This window comes from Treponema berlinense (assembly GCF_052273165.1).
Taxonomy (GTDB): domain Bacteria; phylum Spirochaetota; class Spirochaetia; order Treponematales; family Treponemataceae; genus Treponema_D; species Treponema_D berlinense_A.
Genome location: NZ_DAVZIU010000034.1, coordinates 1 through 16104, shown reverse-complemented (window position 1 = coordinate 16104; position 16104 = coordinate 1). Strand labels below are relative to the sequence as shown.

The window sequence follows — 16104 nt, the reverse complement described above, 5'->3', positions numbered from 1 at the left end:
TGGAGAGCCCGGTTTTTGTGCAGCTTTGCGGAACAAAAAGCCACCCGGATTATTTTTGGTTTTGTTTTGCGTTTAGAAGTTCTTCGCGTTGTTGGATTTCGGCTTTTAAATTTTTTATTGTATTCAAACGACTGAGAAACGGCTCCTGGTCGGAGAGAATCTGGATATTTTTTTCAAATGAGTCCAACGCGTCCTGTCCGAGAGAGGCTATTTCTTTGCCAAGTTTTGCCTGAAACTGTTTTTTTTCGATTTTAAGAACACTTTCGTCTCCGAATTTTGTGACAGCGTTTTCTGCTTTTGAAAATGCTTCTTTTGAAGCCTGAACGCCTTTTTTTAAATAATTCTGAAGATTTTCCTTTAATGCCATAAAGTCCTCCTTTTGAAACTCCGCTTTTGTTGTTTTACAATTTTTTTAGGGCAAGAAGCGTAAGGTCGTCTGCCTGTGGATCTTCGTTTAAATTCTGATAATAAATATAGTTCGGTTCCTTCAAATCGACAACAGAAGAACAGTAATATGAATAACGGTTGAATGTTTTTTTTAGGAATGCGTCGATTTTTCGGTCTACGCGGACTACATCGCCCTGAACAGAGATTTCGCCGTTTTCATTTTGTTCTGAGATTCCCTTTGCCTGCGGAGTTTTATACATTCTGAATACTTTTTCGACTGCAACAAGCGCCATGATTGCCTCGTCAATATTACCATCAAGTTTTGTAAAGTCGAATATAAGCTCTTCGTCTGGAGTCGGGTTGTGATATTTTGTAAGACGGTAAATTTTGCGGTTTAGGACTGATTCGAGTATCTCTTTTACCCTTTCGTATTCAACCTGCTCGGAAGCCTGGCCGATTTTGTGATTTTTGTGAATTCCGTTGCTGTTCAAGTCAGGTTCACGGCATTCTGTAACCTTAAAATCTTCTGTTCTGAAAAAACGTGTAGATTCCTCGATGCCGTCAGTATAAAGAAAAAGAACGTCGTCTGGATTTAGATGAATTTTTTCGACAACAAAACCGCCTTTCATTTCAACCATAAATGACGGAAGAGGACCTGCGGCAGGAGATTCGTGCAAGGCGACTGTTTTTATATTTTTTTCCTTGCTGCTGAAAATGTGGATTATATTGTCTCCTGCGTTGCACAAATGAACATCGCCGTTTTTTGAATCGAATAAGGCTATTAAAAGAGTTGCAAATTTGCCTTTTACTCCGAGAGATTCGATAAAATCGTTTATTTGAACTACGAGTTTTCCGAGGGATGTTCCATGGGTTTTAAATGTCCACTGTTCGAAATATTTCCGGAAAAGAGTTGCCACAACCGTCATAATAATGGCTGCAGGAACTCCGTGGCCGGAAACGTCGCATTTTATGACAGCATAAAATCTGTCGTCGAGTTTTTTGTAATCAAAATAGTCCCCGGAAACGGCATCTGCTCCTTCGTAATAACCAAAAAGTTGGAAAGTTTTTTCTTTTTCTTCGGCGGTTGTCTTTTTGCCACCTTTTTCTGCCAAAGAAAGCGGAAGAAATGTCTGTTGGACAGCTTTTGCGTCGAGCGAAAGTTTTTCCTGTTCGAGAGATTTTTCTGCTTCTTCCGCCGCACGCACAAGACCGGAAGTCATTTCGTTTACGGCATCTCCTAAGGTTCCGATCTCATCATGACTTTTTATGCTGATTGTAAAATTTTTCAGTTTTTTCTTGTCTTTTGTTTCTGTAATTACCTTTACGTGTGCCATGAGTTTTTTTAGAGGCTCAACAATGAGAGACGCCAAAAACCAAGAGCCAATTATACCCAAAAGCATTGCCACAAAAGCGACAACACAGGCAACAATGATGATTGTGTTTCTGGAATGGGAAAGAGAACTTACAAGTTCTTCCGCCGAAACCTGAAGAACCAAAACAGCATGCAAAAGATTTTGAGAATTATTGTTTTTATAAAAAACTGGATAGTAAAAAGTGTAGATTAGATTATTTTGCGCAAGCGAATTTTCGTTAAAAACGGGAACAGACTGTGTGGCTGAACGGGAAATGCTTCTTAAAATTGCCGTGTATTCATCTTTTTTTTCGCGCGAATATTTTTCTGAAACATCTTTTAAAATATCATCGACTTTTTGATGCGCAGTTTCTTCAAGAGGTGCACATTGAAGGGCAATTTTTGATTCGACAGTTTCTGTCTTAAACCGGCTTTTTCCGATTAAAGGTTCGGCTGTGTCGAGTTTTTGACTTATTACCACGGTATTTTCAGTCGAAGCCCAAAAAAAGTCGAGGCTTGAGCTTTCAGTGCTTTTTCCGCGACCGATTACAGTTGAATAGATTGCTGGACCAAAATTGTTTGTCTGACGAACCAAATCTATAAGTCCAACAGAACTTCCGCCTTCAACCGCGTCGTTCATTGCGTTTTGAACAGAATTTGACATTCCTTCGAGAAGAACTGTAACCTGCTCCTGCATGCTTTCTACGAGTGTTTTTCTCTGAGTCTGAATCATTCTCCGTCCAAGAGAAGCAGAAACCATAATAACGATTGCAAGAACAAGCAAAACTGTAAAACCTACAAGTTTGAGTTTTAAGCTTGTCTGTCGCTTTTTCAATTTTTCAACCTTAATTTTTTTAGTCAACGGCATAACATCTCCTGTCAGAAGCGCAGCAACTTCTGAATGAATTAAAACTGATTCCCGCAAAGCGCTAGCAATTCCATAAACTGCAAAAATAACGGCAAGTATGCAGAATATTGCAAGAAGAATAAAAAGCATATCTACAACCTGAACCGAATATTGTTTTTCTGAAGAATAAGATTTCCATTCTGATGAAGGCACAAATGGCCGTTCAATTTTTACAGTTCCGGATTCATCTATTTTGAATTTATTAGATTCCGCATTTTCTCCGCCACTCGTTCCGCGCCTTGAATGATGCACAAAAATTTTATAGTTTCCTTCTTCCAATTCTTCAAGATGAAGATTCGTAATAAGGCTTGAAGAACTGATTTTATAATCATTTTTTGAAAGATAAAAAGTTTTTTTGAACTGCGGATCTCCACTCTTTTCGACAATAATCTGATCAACTAAACCTTCGTAGTCAAAATCCTGACCAAAAATACTTACAGACAGATTTCCAAATTCATCTTTTTTTGTCTGAAGTCCAGAAATCACCGTATGCGGAGAATATTTATTTACAACAAGAACAACAGACTCGCTTTCTCCAGCGTTTCCTGTTTCGTCAATTGCGCGCACAGAAAAAACATAAATTCCGTTACGGCAATTTTTAAAAGTGAGTGAGTTTTTTCTCAGGCCGACAGTTTTTGAAGGTTTTTGGCTTTTTTGAATAAGTTTTTGCGACTGTCCTTCAATTTTCTGTAAATACTCAAAAATTTCTTCTTTTTTCTGCTGATTCTGCCTTTGATTTCGTATGAGAGAATCCTTAAACTGCGGACTCAAATCCCTGATTTTTGAAAAAGTCCAACTGTAGCCTGCAACGTCCGTATCGTCCTGATTTTTTTGCCAGGAAACAGAAAAAGAACCGTCGTTTACAAAACCAAAAACATCCTTTTTTACAGGAAGGATCGAAACTTTTTTAGGAGGCGTAATGTCGCGATAATATGAAATTTGAGATGACTCAGACCAGTTGCCTGCCGCGTCAAGAACTTTCGCTTTAAAAAAATACTCTCCATCTTCGTCCGCAGTTGCAATTACTGTGTATGAGCGTCCAGAAGAAATATTTTTTTCCACGATAAGCTCAGAACTGTCCGTCGAAGGCTCGGTTTCCGGCAATTTTGAAAAACTCCAGGAAAAACCAGAAATTCCGCTCGAATCTTGAGGCATAGTAATGCGGACTTTTACTTTTTCTTGCGAAGAACGGACATTCTTTTTAAAATTAACTGCTTTTAAAACTGGAGGAAGAACGAAATGATCCTGCTCAACTGCAAAAATCTGCGGACTTTTATTATTTTTTTGCCAAATGTAAGAAATTTCGTTTTTTAATAAACTTAACGAAATTACAGGACAGATAAAACTAGAATTTTCGCTGTTTTTAATAAATTTTTGAGAGCCAAAACTGTTTTCCGAATTTTTGACAGCGGAATAAGCGCCGTTGTTTCCGTCAAACCAGACAAGGCTCGTCTGACCGTCGTATTCAAAAAAAACTGGACGATGGGAATTCTTTAGATCGGAATATTCCCGAACCCGTCTGTTTTCAAAAAGTTTTCCGTCAGAAGTAATTCTGGCAAGAGAAATATATGTATTTTCTGAACGTGCTTCGTTTCGCTCCCAAGCGCACCAAATTTGAGAATTTTTTGAATAAACGACAGGACTTTGGTTTGAAAACCCGATAAAAGAATTTGCTCTCCGGCTAAAAGTTGCATTATCGTCCGTCAAAAGCTGAGGCTGAGAAAAAGTTTTTAAGCCGTCGGCAGAAAGAGTCGAATAAAGCTGAAAAGTCTTTGGTTTGTCCGGAACAGAAAAATGCGACTGAAAAACAACCAAATCGCCTTCAGGAACAGGACAAAGATACGGTGAAAAAGAATTGTCCAAAGTTTTTGCTGGCTCAAAAATCAAAAAATCTGACCAAAAAAGTCCGTCTTTAGAAACAGAATAAACAATTGAGAATTTATTCTCTTCTTCAAGGGAAGCAAAAAGCACAAAAGCGTCATTTTTTGTCCTGAAAATTCTTGGCGCAACAAGATGCCTTGAAAACATCGAAACTTTTGTCTTAGAAAAATTTTCACCTCCGTCTTTAGAAGTATAAATTCCAATTTCATACTGGGATTCACTTGCTGCGACACAGACAGTTCCATCAGAAAGGCTTGCAGCCGAATAGATGTCTGGAACATCGCCAGAAAAAACAAAAGGACCGGCAACTTTTTTTGGAGATGACCATTTTCCTGAAAAATCTTTTTTTTCGATGAATTTTATGAAAATTTGAGAATTTAAAGCCTCTTCAAAAAAAAGAAAATTCGATCCAGAACCAGAAACCACAACTGGAAACTGAGTATTTTTTTCGGTAACCGCAACTGGAGCTTCAAAATAAAGAGTTTGGGCAGGCAAAAACAGATTAAATGCAGTCAGCGCGATAAAAGAGAAAACCGTTTTTTTTATTTTTTGAAAATCTTTATTTTTCATCATTTTTTATAAATTCTCCGGCATTTTTTTACATATTTTCAATTCGCCGTTTAAGTTTTATAACTTTAGCAACCTGAGGATTTTTTCTTAACAAATCGTTTATCAAAATTTCAGCCTGCTCTTTTAAGCCGTCATTGTAAAGTCTTTCCGCTCTTGAATAACGAACTTCGTCGGCATCATCAAGATAATTTTTTACAGTCGTCGTTTTTGAATTCAGAATGTAGGCTTCATCCTTAAGTTTTTGGGCAAGAGTATTGCGCCTGTTTAGTGAAAGAGCTTCGTTTAAAAGCGCAATTTTTTTATTAAGATTTTTTTCATTTTTAGCAAGAGCAGTAAGTTCGTTTGAACGGGCAAGTTTTTTTCTTGTCTGCTCGGATTGCGCAAGACGGTTTAACTGAGATTCAAAATTCTTTACGGCAAGCGCAACAGCTTTGTTTTCTGGAATTATTTTTTGAAGCGCCTTTATCTCGTTGAGAGAATTCCGTAAGTCAATTTCGCGGCCAGAAGAAGCTATAGCTTTTGCCTGATTTATTTTTTGAGTTACGGTCGAATTAAACACAGACGGATCGAGAATTTTATTTATCAAAAGATTCAAGTTGCCGGCTTCCTGATTTTTCGGAAAAACCCTCTGAACTTTACGAACTTCGTCCCTCGCCTGCACCAAAAGTTTTTTGCCTTCATCCGTATTTCCGGAAGAATAGAGTTTTGATCCTTCCTCGTAATGAAGTTTTGCGTTATTTAGATAAGTTCCCAGGTCTTTGTAGAGCGGGTCTGCGTACGAAATTTCTTTTCCGCCGCTTGATTCGAGAGCTTCCTTTACAAGAACTGCAAGTTCAGTGATTTCCGAGTTTTCCTGAGCCTGAGTTTTTTCCCAAATTTCAGACGCGTTGTCGAGAGAACGCTTTGCGTATTCAAAATTTCCAGCATAATAATCATTGTAAGCGTCCGTGATTAAAGAACGCACGGTCGAAATTACCCAACCGTTCTGCATAGCCGTAATTTTTTCGTCGGTAAGCGCAATTTTTGAAGAAAATTCCCTGCGAAGCAAATCGTTTTCCTCTAACTGAAGAGATTTTTTATAAGTTGAATCTGCATCGGAAAGAGAATTTCGCGCTTGATCGTACTGTTTTTTTTCAAGATAAGAAAGAGCGGATTCATAAAGCCTTCTTGCTTCATTCGCAGACTTTAAGGCTTCGTTTGATTTTGCCTTTGCGATTGCCATGATTTTTTGACAGTCAAGCAAAAGTCCGTTCATTGCCACAATAACCGACTCAAGATTCAAAACGCTGTCTGTATAAATTTGCTGAGTTCCACGGAATTTCTGTCCGCCATCAAGTTCTTTTTTTAAACCAGAGAGGACGACAATTTCTTTTTTTATTTTTTCGTTCAGCTCCGCGCATTTTTGAAAAGCCTTTGTCGGATAAAATTTTACGCTTTTTGTTTCGGACTCAATTTCTTCAATTCCGTTCAAAAGCGAATCTGCTTCAACCCTCTTAAGTGTAAAATCGGCCAGCTGACTGTCGCCTTCGTCAGAATATGCTTTTGCGAGAGTTGACCAGACATTTCCCGCCTGATTTTCACATTCGTTTTTTGCAAGCAGAAGAATTTTATCGTAAAAAGCAAAAGGAACGCTCCAGTCAAGACTTTTATTTTCAGCAAGGAAAGTTTTTACGGACTGGGAATTTTGTTCTGTCTCAATTTCTACAATTTTATTTTCATAATAAGCCGCAGAATTTAAAATTTCTTTTCCAAGGACAGAAAAATTCTTGTTTAAGCTGATTTTTTGCGCAATCTCAAGATTTTTGTCAGCAACGCCTTGAGCAAGAACAATGGCATTTTTTAAATTTTTTGCCGAAAAATTTTGAATAAAGAAAAGAGAATCCTTGTATTTTTCAAAACCAGAAAAATCGCCGCCGTCAATTTTTTTGTAAAAAGAATAAATTTCCTGTCCCTGCGATGCAAATTTTGCCGCACCGTCTGCAAGTTCAAAGAACGGAAAAGTTTCAATCTTGGAATCAAAAATCCGCGGATTTAAGCCAAATTGAGAGTTTATGAGGGAAAATTCAGTTAAAATCGCTTCGTAAACCGTATTTTTTAAATCTTCGGTGCGACTGCTCAAAAAAGCATCGACCGCAGTCAAAATTCCAGAAGAAGAAAGGTTTTCAAATCCAAAAACCGCCCGAGTGCTAAAAGTTATGTACGAAGTGTCGCCAAGTCCGGGATTTAGTCCGATTGCACGCCTGTCGAGAGATAAAAGTTCGTTTCCCGAAGAATAAATTTCGTTTCTTGCACGAATAATTTTTTCAAAGGAGAGGTTCAGTTTTTTCAACGCAGATTCCGACTCGTCCGTACGTAGATTTTGAACCGCCAATTTGTATTTTTTATAATCTTCCTGACAGTTTTTTAGCAGTTCCTTTAAGTTTGAATTGAGTTCAGAAAGTTTTTCAATCTGTTTTTCGACTTTTGCATTCAGTTCGTCCGGATAAACGACCGCAATTTCTTTTTCGCCTTCAAAAACCACATCAGAATCTTTAGTTTTTAGGGAAAGCGCTTCCAAAGATTTTTGTGCTGCAAGAAAATAATTTTCTGACGAATCAAAGTCCGCATTTTCGACAAATTCCGCGCTTTGAGCCAAAATCGAATTTGAACGGTTGATGTAATACGAAAGGCGAATTGTGCGGCGGGCATCGTTTGTAAAATCGACAGCTTCTTTCGGCGGATTCTGCTCCATTTTTTCAAGGGAAACGATGATGTCCATTTTTTTGCTGTCGAGAGCATCAGACTGCAAATCGTTCAAATCGGCCGATTCCTGCATTTTTTCCGCAAGAACAAAAGCCTGCGCGTTAAAATCCAGCCTTTTTTTCATAATTTGCGAAATTCTTTTTTGAGCGCGGTCAAACTGTTCAGGATTTTTTTTTATAAAAACAGAAAGCGCTTCAAGAGCGGAAGAATATTCATTTTTTTTTATGAGCAGGTCAATTTCCGAAAGCGAAAGAACTTTTTTCTCCAAAAACGATTCCTGCAAAGAAGTATTTTCCTGAGAAAAAAGCGGAACAGCAAAAAGAGAAAAAATAAAAATGCCGGCGAAAAATTTAAAGCGTACCAATTTTTAATATTTTCGGTATTATTTCTTATGCAATAAAGGTAAAAAACCGAAATTTAAATTAGAATAAAGTGAACGGCAGTTTTTTGAATATTGAAACAGATTTTTCGATAAATTGATTAAGAAATTCAACATTCAAAAACAGGATTCAATTCATACTGACACAAAATTTATGCAAAAAAAACAGCATTTCGCAAAAAAACAAGCATTTATTTTTCTCGCCACTCTGGTTTTTAACGCCGTAACTGCGCCTTTTTGCGTTTTTGCGCTCGATCTTAAAGACGTCAATTCAAAATTAAGTGATGTCTTTGGCTCTTTTTCTGACAGCAACGAAGGGACCACAGTTTTTCGTTCGCTCAATATTCCAACTGGAGGACGCTCAGAAAGTTTAGGAACGGCAATAACAGGCCTTTGCGATGACATCAATTTTTTTGACTACAATCCAGCAGGTTCGGCAGTTTTGAGCAATTCAGAGATCGCATTTTTTCACAACTCTTGGATTGCAGACTCGGCAATGGAAACATTGGAAGGAAGCATGAGATTCAACAATCTCGGAATGGGACTCCAGTTAAAATGTTTTTATGTTCCGTTTACAGAATACAACCTTTTTGGCGACAAGCTTGCAGGAAACTATTACTCAGAAACTTCTCTCGCGTTCAACATGGCGTATAATTTTATAGCGGGATACAATTTTAAGGGAATTGCCGCAGGTTACACGGTGCGCGCCTCGTGGCGAAATATGCCAGATTATGCAGACAATCAGACAGACAAAATAAAAAGTGGCTCAGGACTTGAACAGTCGGCTCTCGGCTTTATGGCGGATTTTGGAATTCTTGTAAGGTTCAATTTTCTCAAAAATTTCAGCAGTTTTGAACCAAATTTTAATTTTGGACTAGCACTCAACAATCTCGGTCTTGCATTTACAGGTTTTTCTAAAAATTTTGAACTTGACGATTCGCTTCCGACAAGAATAAGCGCAGGTTTTTCGTACAGACTCTTCAAAAATCTTCTTTTTACGACAGAATTTCGCCAGCCTGTAAACCTAATGAACTTTTCATCCTCACAAAAATTTTCGTTTGCCAGCGGAGCAGAAATCAACATTACGGATTTTTTTGATTTTGAAGCAGGATTTATGCTAAGCGGAGGCAATCCGCGTTTTAGCATTGGAAGCCAGTTCGACATAAAAGGCATAAAAATGAACGTAAATTATACCCTCGACCTTACAACTTCGTTCAATCCGGTAAACCACATAAGCCTTGCGGCGCGGCTCTTGCTCGGAGACAGGGGACGTTCAAAAACAAGGGCAATGGTTTACGAAAAATACACGGAAGGAATCGAACTCTATTCAAAGGGCGACAGGCAAAATATTAAAAAGGCGATTGAAAAATGGACAGAAGCAAAAAACCTGTCATCTTCAATCGGAATAAAATTTGATCCGGCAATTGAGGCGATAATTGCTGCCCAGGATTTTCTGAACGTCCACGACCAAATAAAAAATTTCGGTTCATTAAACTAAATAAAAAAATCTGCAAATTCACTCAAACGTTGAACTTGCAGACTGTTTTATAAAAAATTACTGTTTTCGGCAGAAGATGCGGTAATTCAACCACGGAAAAAGATTGTGTTCTTTTTCAAGTTTTGTAAGCCATTCTGTACTCACAGTATTTGAGCCCAGGGCATCAAAAACTTTAGTAAAATCAATAACGCTCTTTGTAAAAGCTTCTCTTGCAAAATCAGAAAAAACTCCCGAATGAATCATCTTTGCAAGTTCTCCAGACTGCGCAAGCATAAGCTCTTTTGCGCCAAGAACCAAAAGTCTCACCTTTAAGCCAGTGTCGTCAGGAAAACGGCCGGAAAGGTCGACCATGCGTTCACACATTTTTCTTGTATAGCGCAACATCCAACTGTTAGAACTGTCCAAAAGATCTTCGCCATAACCAGTTCCGCTCGCAGCAGAAGGATAAGGCGTTATTTTTTCGAGCTTAAACTGATCTTTTATCATATCGCCAGTAGCGACAAACTTAGAAGAAGCATTTTTTCTCAAAACCTCTTCAAAAAAGTCCATTCCTTCAGCCCATGATTGTCCCAAAGCCGCAGCTTCAATCGTGCAGACAAGGACAGGATTTTCAAGATGTTTTGAAGCTTTTTCGAGTTTTTGATTTTCTTCGTCTAAAAAAGCGACAGCGTCGATTTTTGCCTGCTCCAAAGCCTTTTTAGAATCATAAGGCGAATCGGAATCATCTTTTTTTGACCAATAGCGGAACAAAGTATTGCTTCTAGGCGAATCTGGCTGCAAAAAGCCTTCAAGCTCGCTTTCTTCAAGCTCAAAACCAATGTCTTTTTCCTGATTTTTATAAACCGGATTTGACGAAAAACCTTCGCAGCCGTTTATTTTCTGCGAAGCTTCGCTATCACGTCCAAAAACAACAAGCGAATTCCAGCAACGGTCAGGAACAAAAATTCCAGTTTTGGGCGCATTCTCGCTAAAAAGAATTCCGTGAGTATCCAAAACCGTGTAATTTATTCCGTAAGAACGAAGCGTCCTTTCAATTCCCTTTACGTAACCCATATATGGAAGCCAGAAACCGTCAGGAGCGCGGTCAAAAAAGTGCCTGTGCGACATAATTCCAGTTTCAACCTGAGCATTCAAAACTTCAGGCATATCGGCATAATGCGGTAAAAAAGCGTGAGTTCCGCACGAAGCAAGAATTTCAATTCTTCCGCGCTTTGCAAAACCAGCAAACTGTTTTAAAAGGTTACATTCGTATTTTTCAACAAAATCTTTTCTAGTCTGAACAATTTTTTCGAGCTGTTCTTCAGCATTTTTTAAAAGTTCTGGACAAGAGGCAAGTCTTTCTTTTTCTCTTTGACCAAGAACAATGCAACGGTCAAGCCATTCAACATACTGACTCTGCAAAACCTCGTCATCCAACATCGCACACAAGACTGGAGACAAAACAATTGAAAATTTTGATTCGACATTTTCGGCTTCAAGTTTATTAAGAAGATTTACAAGCGGAACGTAAGTCTGGCTCAACGCACCAAAAAAAATATCATTTTCCGCCCCAGGAAGTTCGCCTTCCTTACAGATATGACGGACATAAGGCTGATGCGCAACGACAACAATTGAAAGATTTTTTTCTGACATTTTTAACTCCAGCTCCGTTAATTATAAAAATGACTGACGATGATTTTCAAAATGAGCATTTAAAAGACCTTTCATATTAGAAAGCTCAACCAATTCTCCAACATCAAGTTCCCGTCCAGGAAGCGAGTTCAAAATCGGAGAACCTTTCGGAAGCTCAATTTTTCTGGAAACAGCAAGATTTTCGTCTTCCTTGCCACCGCTGTATTGAGCGACCAAATCAAGGCGCACAAAATTTTTTCCTGGCGACAAAAGCACATACTGCTGTCTGTCCGAAATTCCGAGCTGAACGTCAAAAGATTCAGCAGGCTTTTCGTCATCGGCATTTTCCCAGAAAGAAACACGAAGACAAAGCGATTTAAAAGAAAAATCAGAATTAAGACGGGCTATATCGGCCGCAGAAATATCCCAGAAAACAAAAACCCAGGCAGGATTGCGCAAAACCGCACAAATTTCAGTTTCGTTGTAAGTTTCGGGCAGAGTTTCTTTTTTTTCAGGAACTTCGGCTTCACCTTCAACCTCAGAAATATCTTCGTTTTCAGACTCGGACTGCAATTCTTCGGCAGTTTCCAAAAGTTCCCTGATAACAAAACTTCTGTTCAGATTTTCTGGTATATCAATACCAAATTCATCAGCAAGCGAGAGCAAATCCGCAGTTGACAAGGTAGCCAAGTGCGAAAGCGTAATATTTTTAGTTTCCATAATTTTAACTGCTTCCATAATCTTAAAAAAAATAGTTTAAGTCAATTAAAAGAGCAAAATTCTGGCCTTAATTAAGCAAACCCAGCCTTTTTTACGCAAAATTTTGAATTTTGGAGCACATTTTTTGTAAAAAAAATATTTTTTCAACAAAATTAACAATCGTCTCAAAAACCGGCTTTTCGCAGTTCCGCTTCCGCTACATTCGGCAAAAGCCGAACGCTACGCGCTGCTACAATCCGGGCTACATCTCCCTTCGATTCAGCTTCCCCTTTTCCTAAAAGTTTTTTTTTACTAAAATTACAGTATTATGATAAACGAAATTAAAAAAGCAATTCTTTCAGGCATTCTTATTTCAATCGGCGGATGCGTTTACATGGCAAGCGTAACAGCAGGACTAAAATGGTTCGGCGCGCTTCTTTTTTGTGGCGGACTTTTTGCAATCTGCATTTACGGATTCAACCTTTACACAGGAAAAGTCGGCTATCTAGCTTACGATTTTAAAGACAAAAAAGCATGGAAACTCGTAATTGTAACCTGTTTTTTTAACCAGCTTACAACATTTTTAATCGGAATCGCAGTCGGAAAGTATTTTCCTTCAATCCAAGAAGCAGCGTCAAAAGCATATTCGGCAAAACTAGCCGCTCCGCTCGCAAAACTGTTTATTTCTGGCATTTTCTGCGGGATTTTAATGTTTCTTTCGGTAGACACCTGGAAAAACGGTCATAAACTCGGACTTTTTATCTACGTGCCAGTGTTCATAATTGCAGGATTTGATCACTCAGTAGCAAATTCATTCTACAACGGAGTAGCCTTTGGACCAGAAACCTTTACCCTAAAAAACGCAGCCGTAGTCGCCACAGTAACCATAGCAAACGGACTAGGTGGCTGGATATTCCCGCTATTAACCAAAAGTGCACGCCCATGAGCTGACAACAGCTTCGCTCTTGTCGGTTAAGTGTCTTTATGCGCCATACGTGGCGCCATTTTTTTTTCAAAAGTTTTTTATTCTTCATATTTATCAATAATAGCTCGCCGTAGCGCTCGTCCATCAACTTGAAATTTTTGTATCGAACCAATATTTTCACGGGTAATCATTATCTGACCTTCATAAATATCTGTCTTTTTGTAATCATTTTTTCTTGTTGCAGTTTCAGCATTTCTGTGTTGTGGAGAAAAATTCAAATCATATATATCGCTGTTTTTTAAAACCCAGTATTTTACGCAATCTCTATAGACCGCAAACCAAAGCATAACATCACAACAAGTTGGTTTTATCTGCTGAAAATTCATAAGAAAATCTTTTGCCGAGTTTGAAGAAAGTGCTTTCATATAAAGAGGTTCGTTTGGTTTATTTCTGTCAACCGCACGAGAACCTTTTACTTCAATTTTTATATTTTCGCCCATATATGGCAAATACAAATCATACTGTCCATTATAAGTTGAATCAATTTTTTTTGATGGTCGTTTCAATTCAGGCTCAACCGCAAGAAGATGGCTAAAACCCCAAGTATCACCAAACCCTCGGGGCGCAGAAATTTCAAAAACATAGAGATATAAATTTCGATTGATGTAATCAGTCCTCAATTCAAGGTAATCTTCATAAGAAAGAATTTTTTCTTCAACAAGTTTTGTTATAATATATTCATATCGATTAAAAGGATATACATTTTGAATATTTTCAATTTCAGAACGAAAATCATCTGCATTTTTTAATTTTGAAATCAAAACTTCCAATTCATTTTCAAGAATTTCCATAAACACTCTCCTTTATGTAATCGTATTCTATTTTAGAAATTTCAAAATAACTACAAATTATTTTATCAGCATCTTCCTGTTTTTTTGTATTATTTAAAATACCAAAATAAACTTCATTAAATTCTCTGCTTAAATCATAATCCAATATTGGCAAAGGAAAATCTTGAAAATGCTGCTTTAAAACTTTCTTTGAGTTAAATTTTTTCTGATAAATAAACGTATAAACAGGACTATTAAAAAGGCATACAAGAATTTCCATCGGATAATCATAAGAAATGATTATATTAGCACTGTTTAAAACTAAATTTCCATCATTTATCGCACATACTATTTTGTCAGAAATGAATTTATAAACAATTTTTTTTGAGCGGTACATCGTTATAGGAGCAACCTGCTGAAATACATCTGGTGTAAATTTTATAAAAATTTCGGGAGATTTTAACATATACGGAAGTATATCCTTTCCTCTAAAAACAGGTTCATCATCATTCATTTTTTTTTCGTGAAGATATTTTTTGTTGTTGCCTGTTACAATGCCTAGAGCAAAGTTTGTATTCTCAGAAAGCCTTTTAGGACCTAAAGAATAAATTTTATTCAAGATTTTTTCGTCAACTTCGGAAATATTGTAAGAAATTAAGTAATTTGGGGAAGTTATATTTTTTATATTAAGTTTATATTTTTTGTCCTTTTTGACAATAATCTGACTTTCATTTTCCATAATTTCAGAAAGTTTTAAAAGTACACACTCAGACTGCACGCCCTTAAAAGCCATTCCCAATGGAAAAATTTCAATATTTCGATGACTATTCAATAAAATTTTTCTTATATTTTTATGGCTCGCAACATTTAAAATAGATTCCGGAAGAAAAAAATTTAATTTTCCATTTTCAGACAATTTTTTTAGTGAATTATACAATGCAATGCTAAAAACTTCCGTTGTCTCCAAAAAATGATATCTAGACAACAGTAAATCTTTTTGTTGTTTTGAAAGTTTACTTCCCCAAGGCGGATTAGTAACAATAAAATCATACTTTTCATCATTTTTTGAAAATAAGTCAATTTCATTTGAAAAAATTAAATCATGTTTTTCAATATGTGGAGAAATAAAAGAATTGTTAAAAAACAAAATAAGATTTATATGACAAATCAGCAATGCAATTTCATCTATATCAAAGGCATAAATATTATCTGGATTATGATTTTTTGAAAGAGTATTTATCAAAATACTTCCGCTTCCGCAACAAGGATCTAAAACTTTTGCATTTACAGGAATTTTTATAGAAGTGAGAATTTCAGAAGGTGTATAAAAAGCTCCGGCTTTTGATTTACAGGAAATACTTTGAACAGACTGATAAAATGCCCCTAAAATGTCATCATTTTTATTTTCGATATTAAAATTTTTAAAAATATTTATACCGTTATATATCTCTTTTATTTTTGAAAAAATTTCTGAATTTTCTGAGTATAAATCATTATTTATAAGAAGTTGTTTTCCAAGGCAAGCCGTAGCTTCTTGAATAGAAAGAGAACTTTTTTTAAATGTTTCAACAAGATTTAGAAGAAGTCCTTTTCGTTTTTTATCTTTTATTCCTAAAAATATAACATCTGAAGAATTCTGATTAGAACGATTTGCTCTTGATTGTAAGCGCAACGAATCTATTTCTATCGATTTTACCAATGCTGAATAAATATCCTTTGTATAATACCCGTCTTTTGGCGCTGGAATTACACCTGTCTTTATCCAGTTGTTTACAGTTGCAAGAGAAATATTAAATCTGTTTTGAATATCTTTTTTTACAAAAGTTACCTTCGCATTATTCATTTTAGATAATTATACTATATTTTTTTATCTTTAGACTATTAACCAAAAGTGCACGTCCATGAGCTGACAACAGCTTCGCTCTTGTCGGTTAAGTGTCTTTATGCGCCATACGTGGCGCCATTTTTTTTTCAAAAAGACAATTTCCAGTTTTACAAACATCTGGCAAAAATGCACGCCCATGAGCCATCCACAATTTTCTGGCATAAAAAAAGAGCGTCAAAATCGACGCTCTTTTTACTTTATTCTAAACTTTTTTAGAATGAACCTGCAACTGCTACAGCGCATGCTACTGTGCAGCCGACCATAGGGTTGTTGCCCATTCCCATAAAGCCCATCATTTCTACGTGCGCCGGAACTGAAGAAGAACCTGCGAACTGAGCGTCTGAGTGCATGCGGCCCAAAGTATCTGTAAATCCGTAAGAAGCAGGACCTGCAGCCATGTTATCTGGGTGCAAAGTGCGTCCTGTACCGCCGCCACTAG

Annotated in this window: 10 protein-coding genes; 2 read left to right on the top strand and 8 right to left on the bottom strand. The window is 37.0% G+C overall.

Translation table 11 applies throughout. The features are described from left to right. Window positions 1-49: 49 nt before the first annotated feature. Genes ACT6XC_RS08950 through ACT6XC_RS08940 form a run of 3 tightly spaced genes read right to left on the bottom strand, consistent with a single transcriptional unit; the run spans window position 50 to window position 8106 of the window. A complete protein-coding gene (locus ACT6XC_RS08950; RefSeq protein WP_443741549.1) occupies window positions 50-367 on the bottom strand; it encodes a hypothetical protein in 318 nt (105 codons plus the stop codon). A gap of 34 nt (window positions 368-401) precedes the next feature. Continuing rightward, window positions 402-5099, bottom strand: a complete 4698-nt coding sequence (locus tag ACT6XC_RS08945) for a SpoIIE family protein phosphatase (protein WP_443741548.1) — start codon at window positions 5097-5099, stop codon at window positions 402-404. A gap of 25 nt (window positions 5100-5124) precedes the next feature. Further along, a complete protein-coding gene (locus tag ACT6XC_RS08940) occupies window positions 5125-8106 on the bottom strand; it encodes a hypothetical protein (RefSeq protein ID WP_443741547.1) in 2982 nt (993 codons plus the stop codon). 208 nt (window positions 8107-8314) lie between these two features. Between ACT6XC_RS08940 and ACT6XC_RS08935 the strand changes: the two genes are divergently transcribed. Beyond that, window positions 8315-9715, top strand: a complete 1401-nt coding sequence (locus tag ACT6XC_RS08935) for a UPF0164 family protein (protein ID WP_443741546.1) — start codon at window positions 8315-8317, stop codon at window positions 9713-9715. Window positions 9716-9772: 57 nt separating this feature from the next. On the opposite strand, the gene ACT6XC_RS08930 is transcribed toward ACT6XC_RS08935, so the two are convergent. Both ACT6XC_RS08930 and ACT6XC_RS08925 read right to left on the bottom strand, forming a co-directional pair. Then, on the bottom strand, window positions 9773-11347 hold the full coding sequence (locus ACT6XC_RS08930) for a 1,4-alpha-glucan branching protein domain-containing protein (RefSeq protein ID WP_443741545.1): 1575 nt from the start codon (window positions 11345-11347) through the stop codon (window positions 9773-9775). Window positions 11348-11368: 21 nt separating this feature from the next. Beyond that, the gene (locus ACT6XC_RS08925; protein WP_443741544.1) at window positions 11369-12046 is read right to left on the bottom strand and encodes a DUF4912 domain-containing protein; all 678 of its coding nucleotides are present in this window, start codon (window positions 12044-12046) and stop codon (window positions 11369-11371) included. 307 nt (window positions 12047-12353) lie between these two features. Between ACT6XC_RS08925 and ACT6XC_RS08920 the strand changes: the two genes are divergently transcribed. Further along, entirely contained in the window at window positions 12354-12971 is a 618-nt protein-coding gene (locus ACT6XC_RS08920) for a formate/nitrite transporter family protein (protein WP_443738281.1), read from the top strand. Between the two features lie 77 nt (window positions 12972-13048). Here the strand turns inward: ACT6XC_RS08920 and ACT6XC_RS08915 are convergent, their stop codons facing one another. The 3 genes from ACT6XC_RS08915 to ACT6XC_RS08905 form a co-directional block, all read right to left on the bottom strand. Beyond that, window positions 13049-13801, bottom strand: coding sequence for a hypothetical protein (locus tag ACT6XC_RS08915; protein WP_443741543.1), 753 nt, complete (start codon window positions 13799-13801; stop codon window positions 13049-13051). Then, window positions 13788-15623, bottom strand: a complete 1836-nt coding sequence (locus ACT6XC_RS08910; protein ID WP_443741542.1) for an N-6 DNA methylase — start codon at window positions 15621-15623, stop codon at window positions 13788-13790. Before ACT6XC_RS08910 ends, ACT6XC_RS08915 begins: the two co-directional genes overlap by 14 nt. A gap of 254 nt (window positions 15624-15877) precedes the next feature. After that, the coding region (locus tag ACT6XC_RS08905; RefSeq protein WP_273465378.1) for a GGGtGRT protein at window positions 15878-16104 on the bottom strand (227 nt) is incomplete at its 5' end.

What these genes read in the sequence shown, in the direction of transcription:
- ACT6XC_RS08950 (WP_443741549.1), bottom strand. Translation starts at nt 367, where the DNA reads ATGGCATTAAAGGAAAATCTTCAGAATTATTTAAAAAAAGGCGTTCAG.
- ACT6XC_RS08945 (WP_443741548.1), bottom strand. Translation starts at nt 5,099, where the DNA reads ATGATGAAAAATAAAGATTTTCAAAAAATAAAAAAAACGGTTTTCTCT.
- ACT6XC_RS08930 (WP_443741545.1), bottom strand. Translation starts at nt 11,347, where the DNA reads ATGTCAGAAAAAAATCTTTCAATTGTTGTCGTTGCGCATCAGCCTTAT.
- ACT6XC_RS08925 (WP_443741544.1), bottom strand. Translation starts at nt 12,046, where the DNA reads ATGGAAACTAAAAATATTACGCTTTCGCACTTGGCTACCTTGTCAACT.
- ACT6XC_RS08920 (WP_443738281.1), top strand. Translation starts at nt 12,354, where the DNA reads ATGATAAACGAAATTAAAAAAGCAATTCTTTCAGGCATTCTTATTTCA.
- ACT6XC_RS08915 (WP_443741543.1), bottom strand. Translation starts at nt 13,801, where the DNA reads ATGGAAATTCTTGAAAATGAATTGGAAGTTTTGATTTCAAAATTAAAA.
- ACT6XC_RS08910 (WP_443741542.1), bottom strand. Translation starts at nt 15,623, where the DNA reads ATGAATAATGCGAAGGTAACTTTTGTAAAAAAAGATATTCAAAACAGA.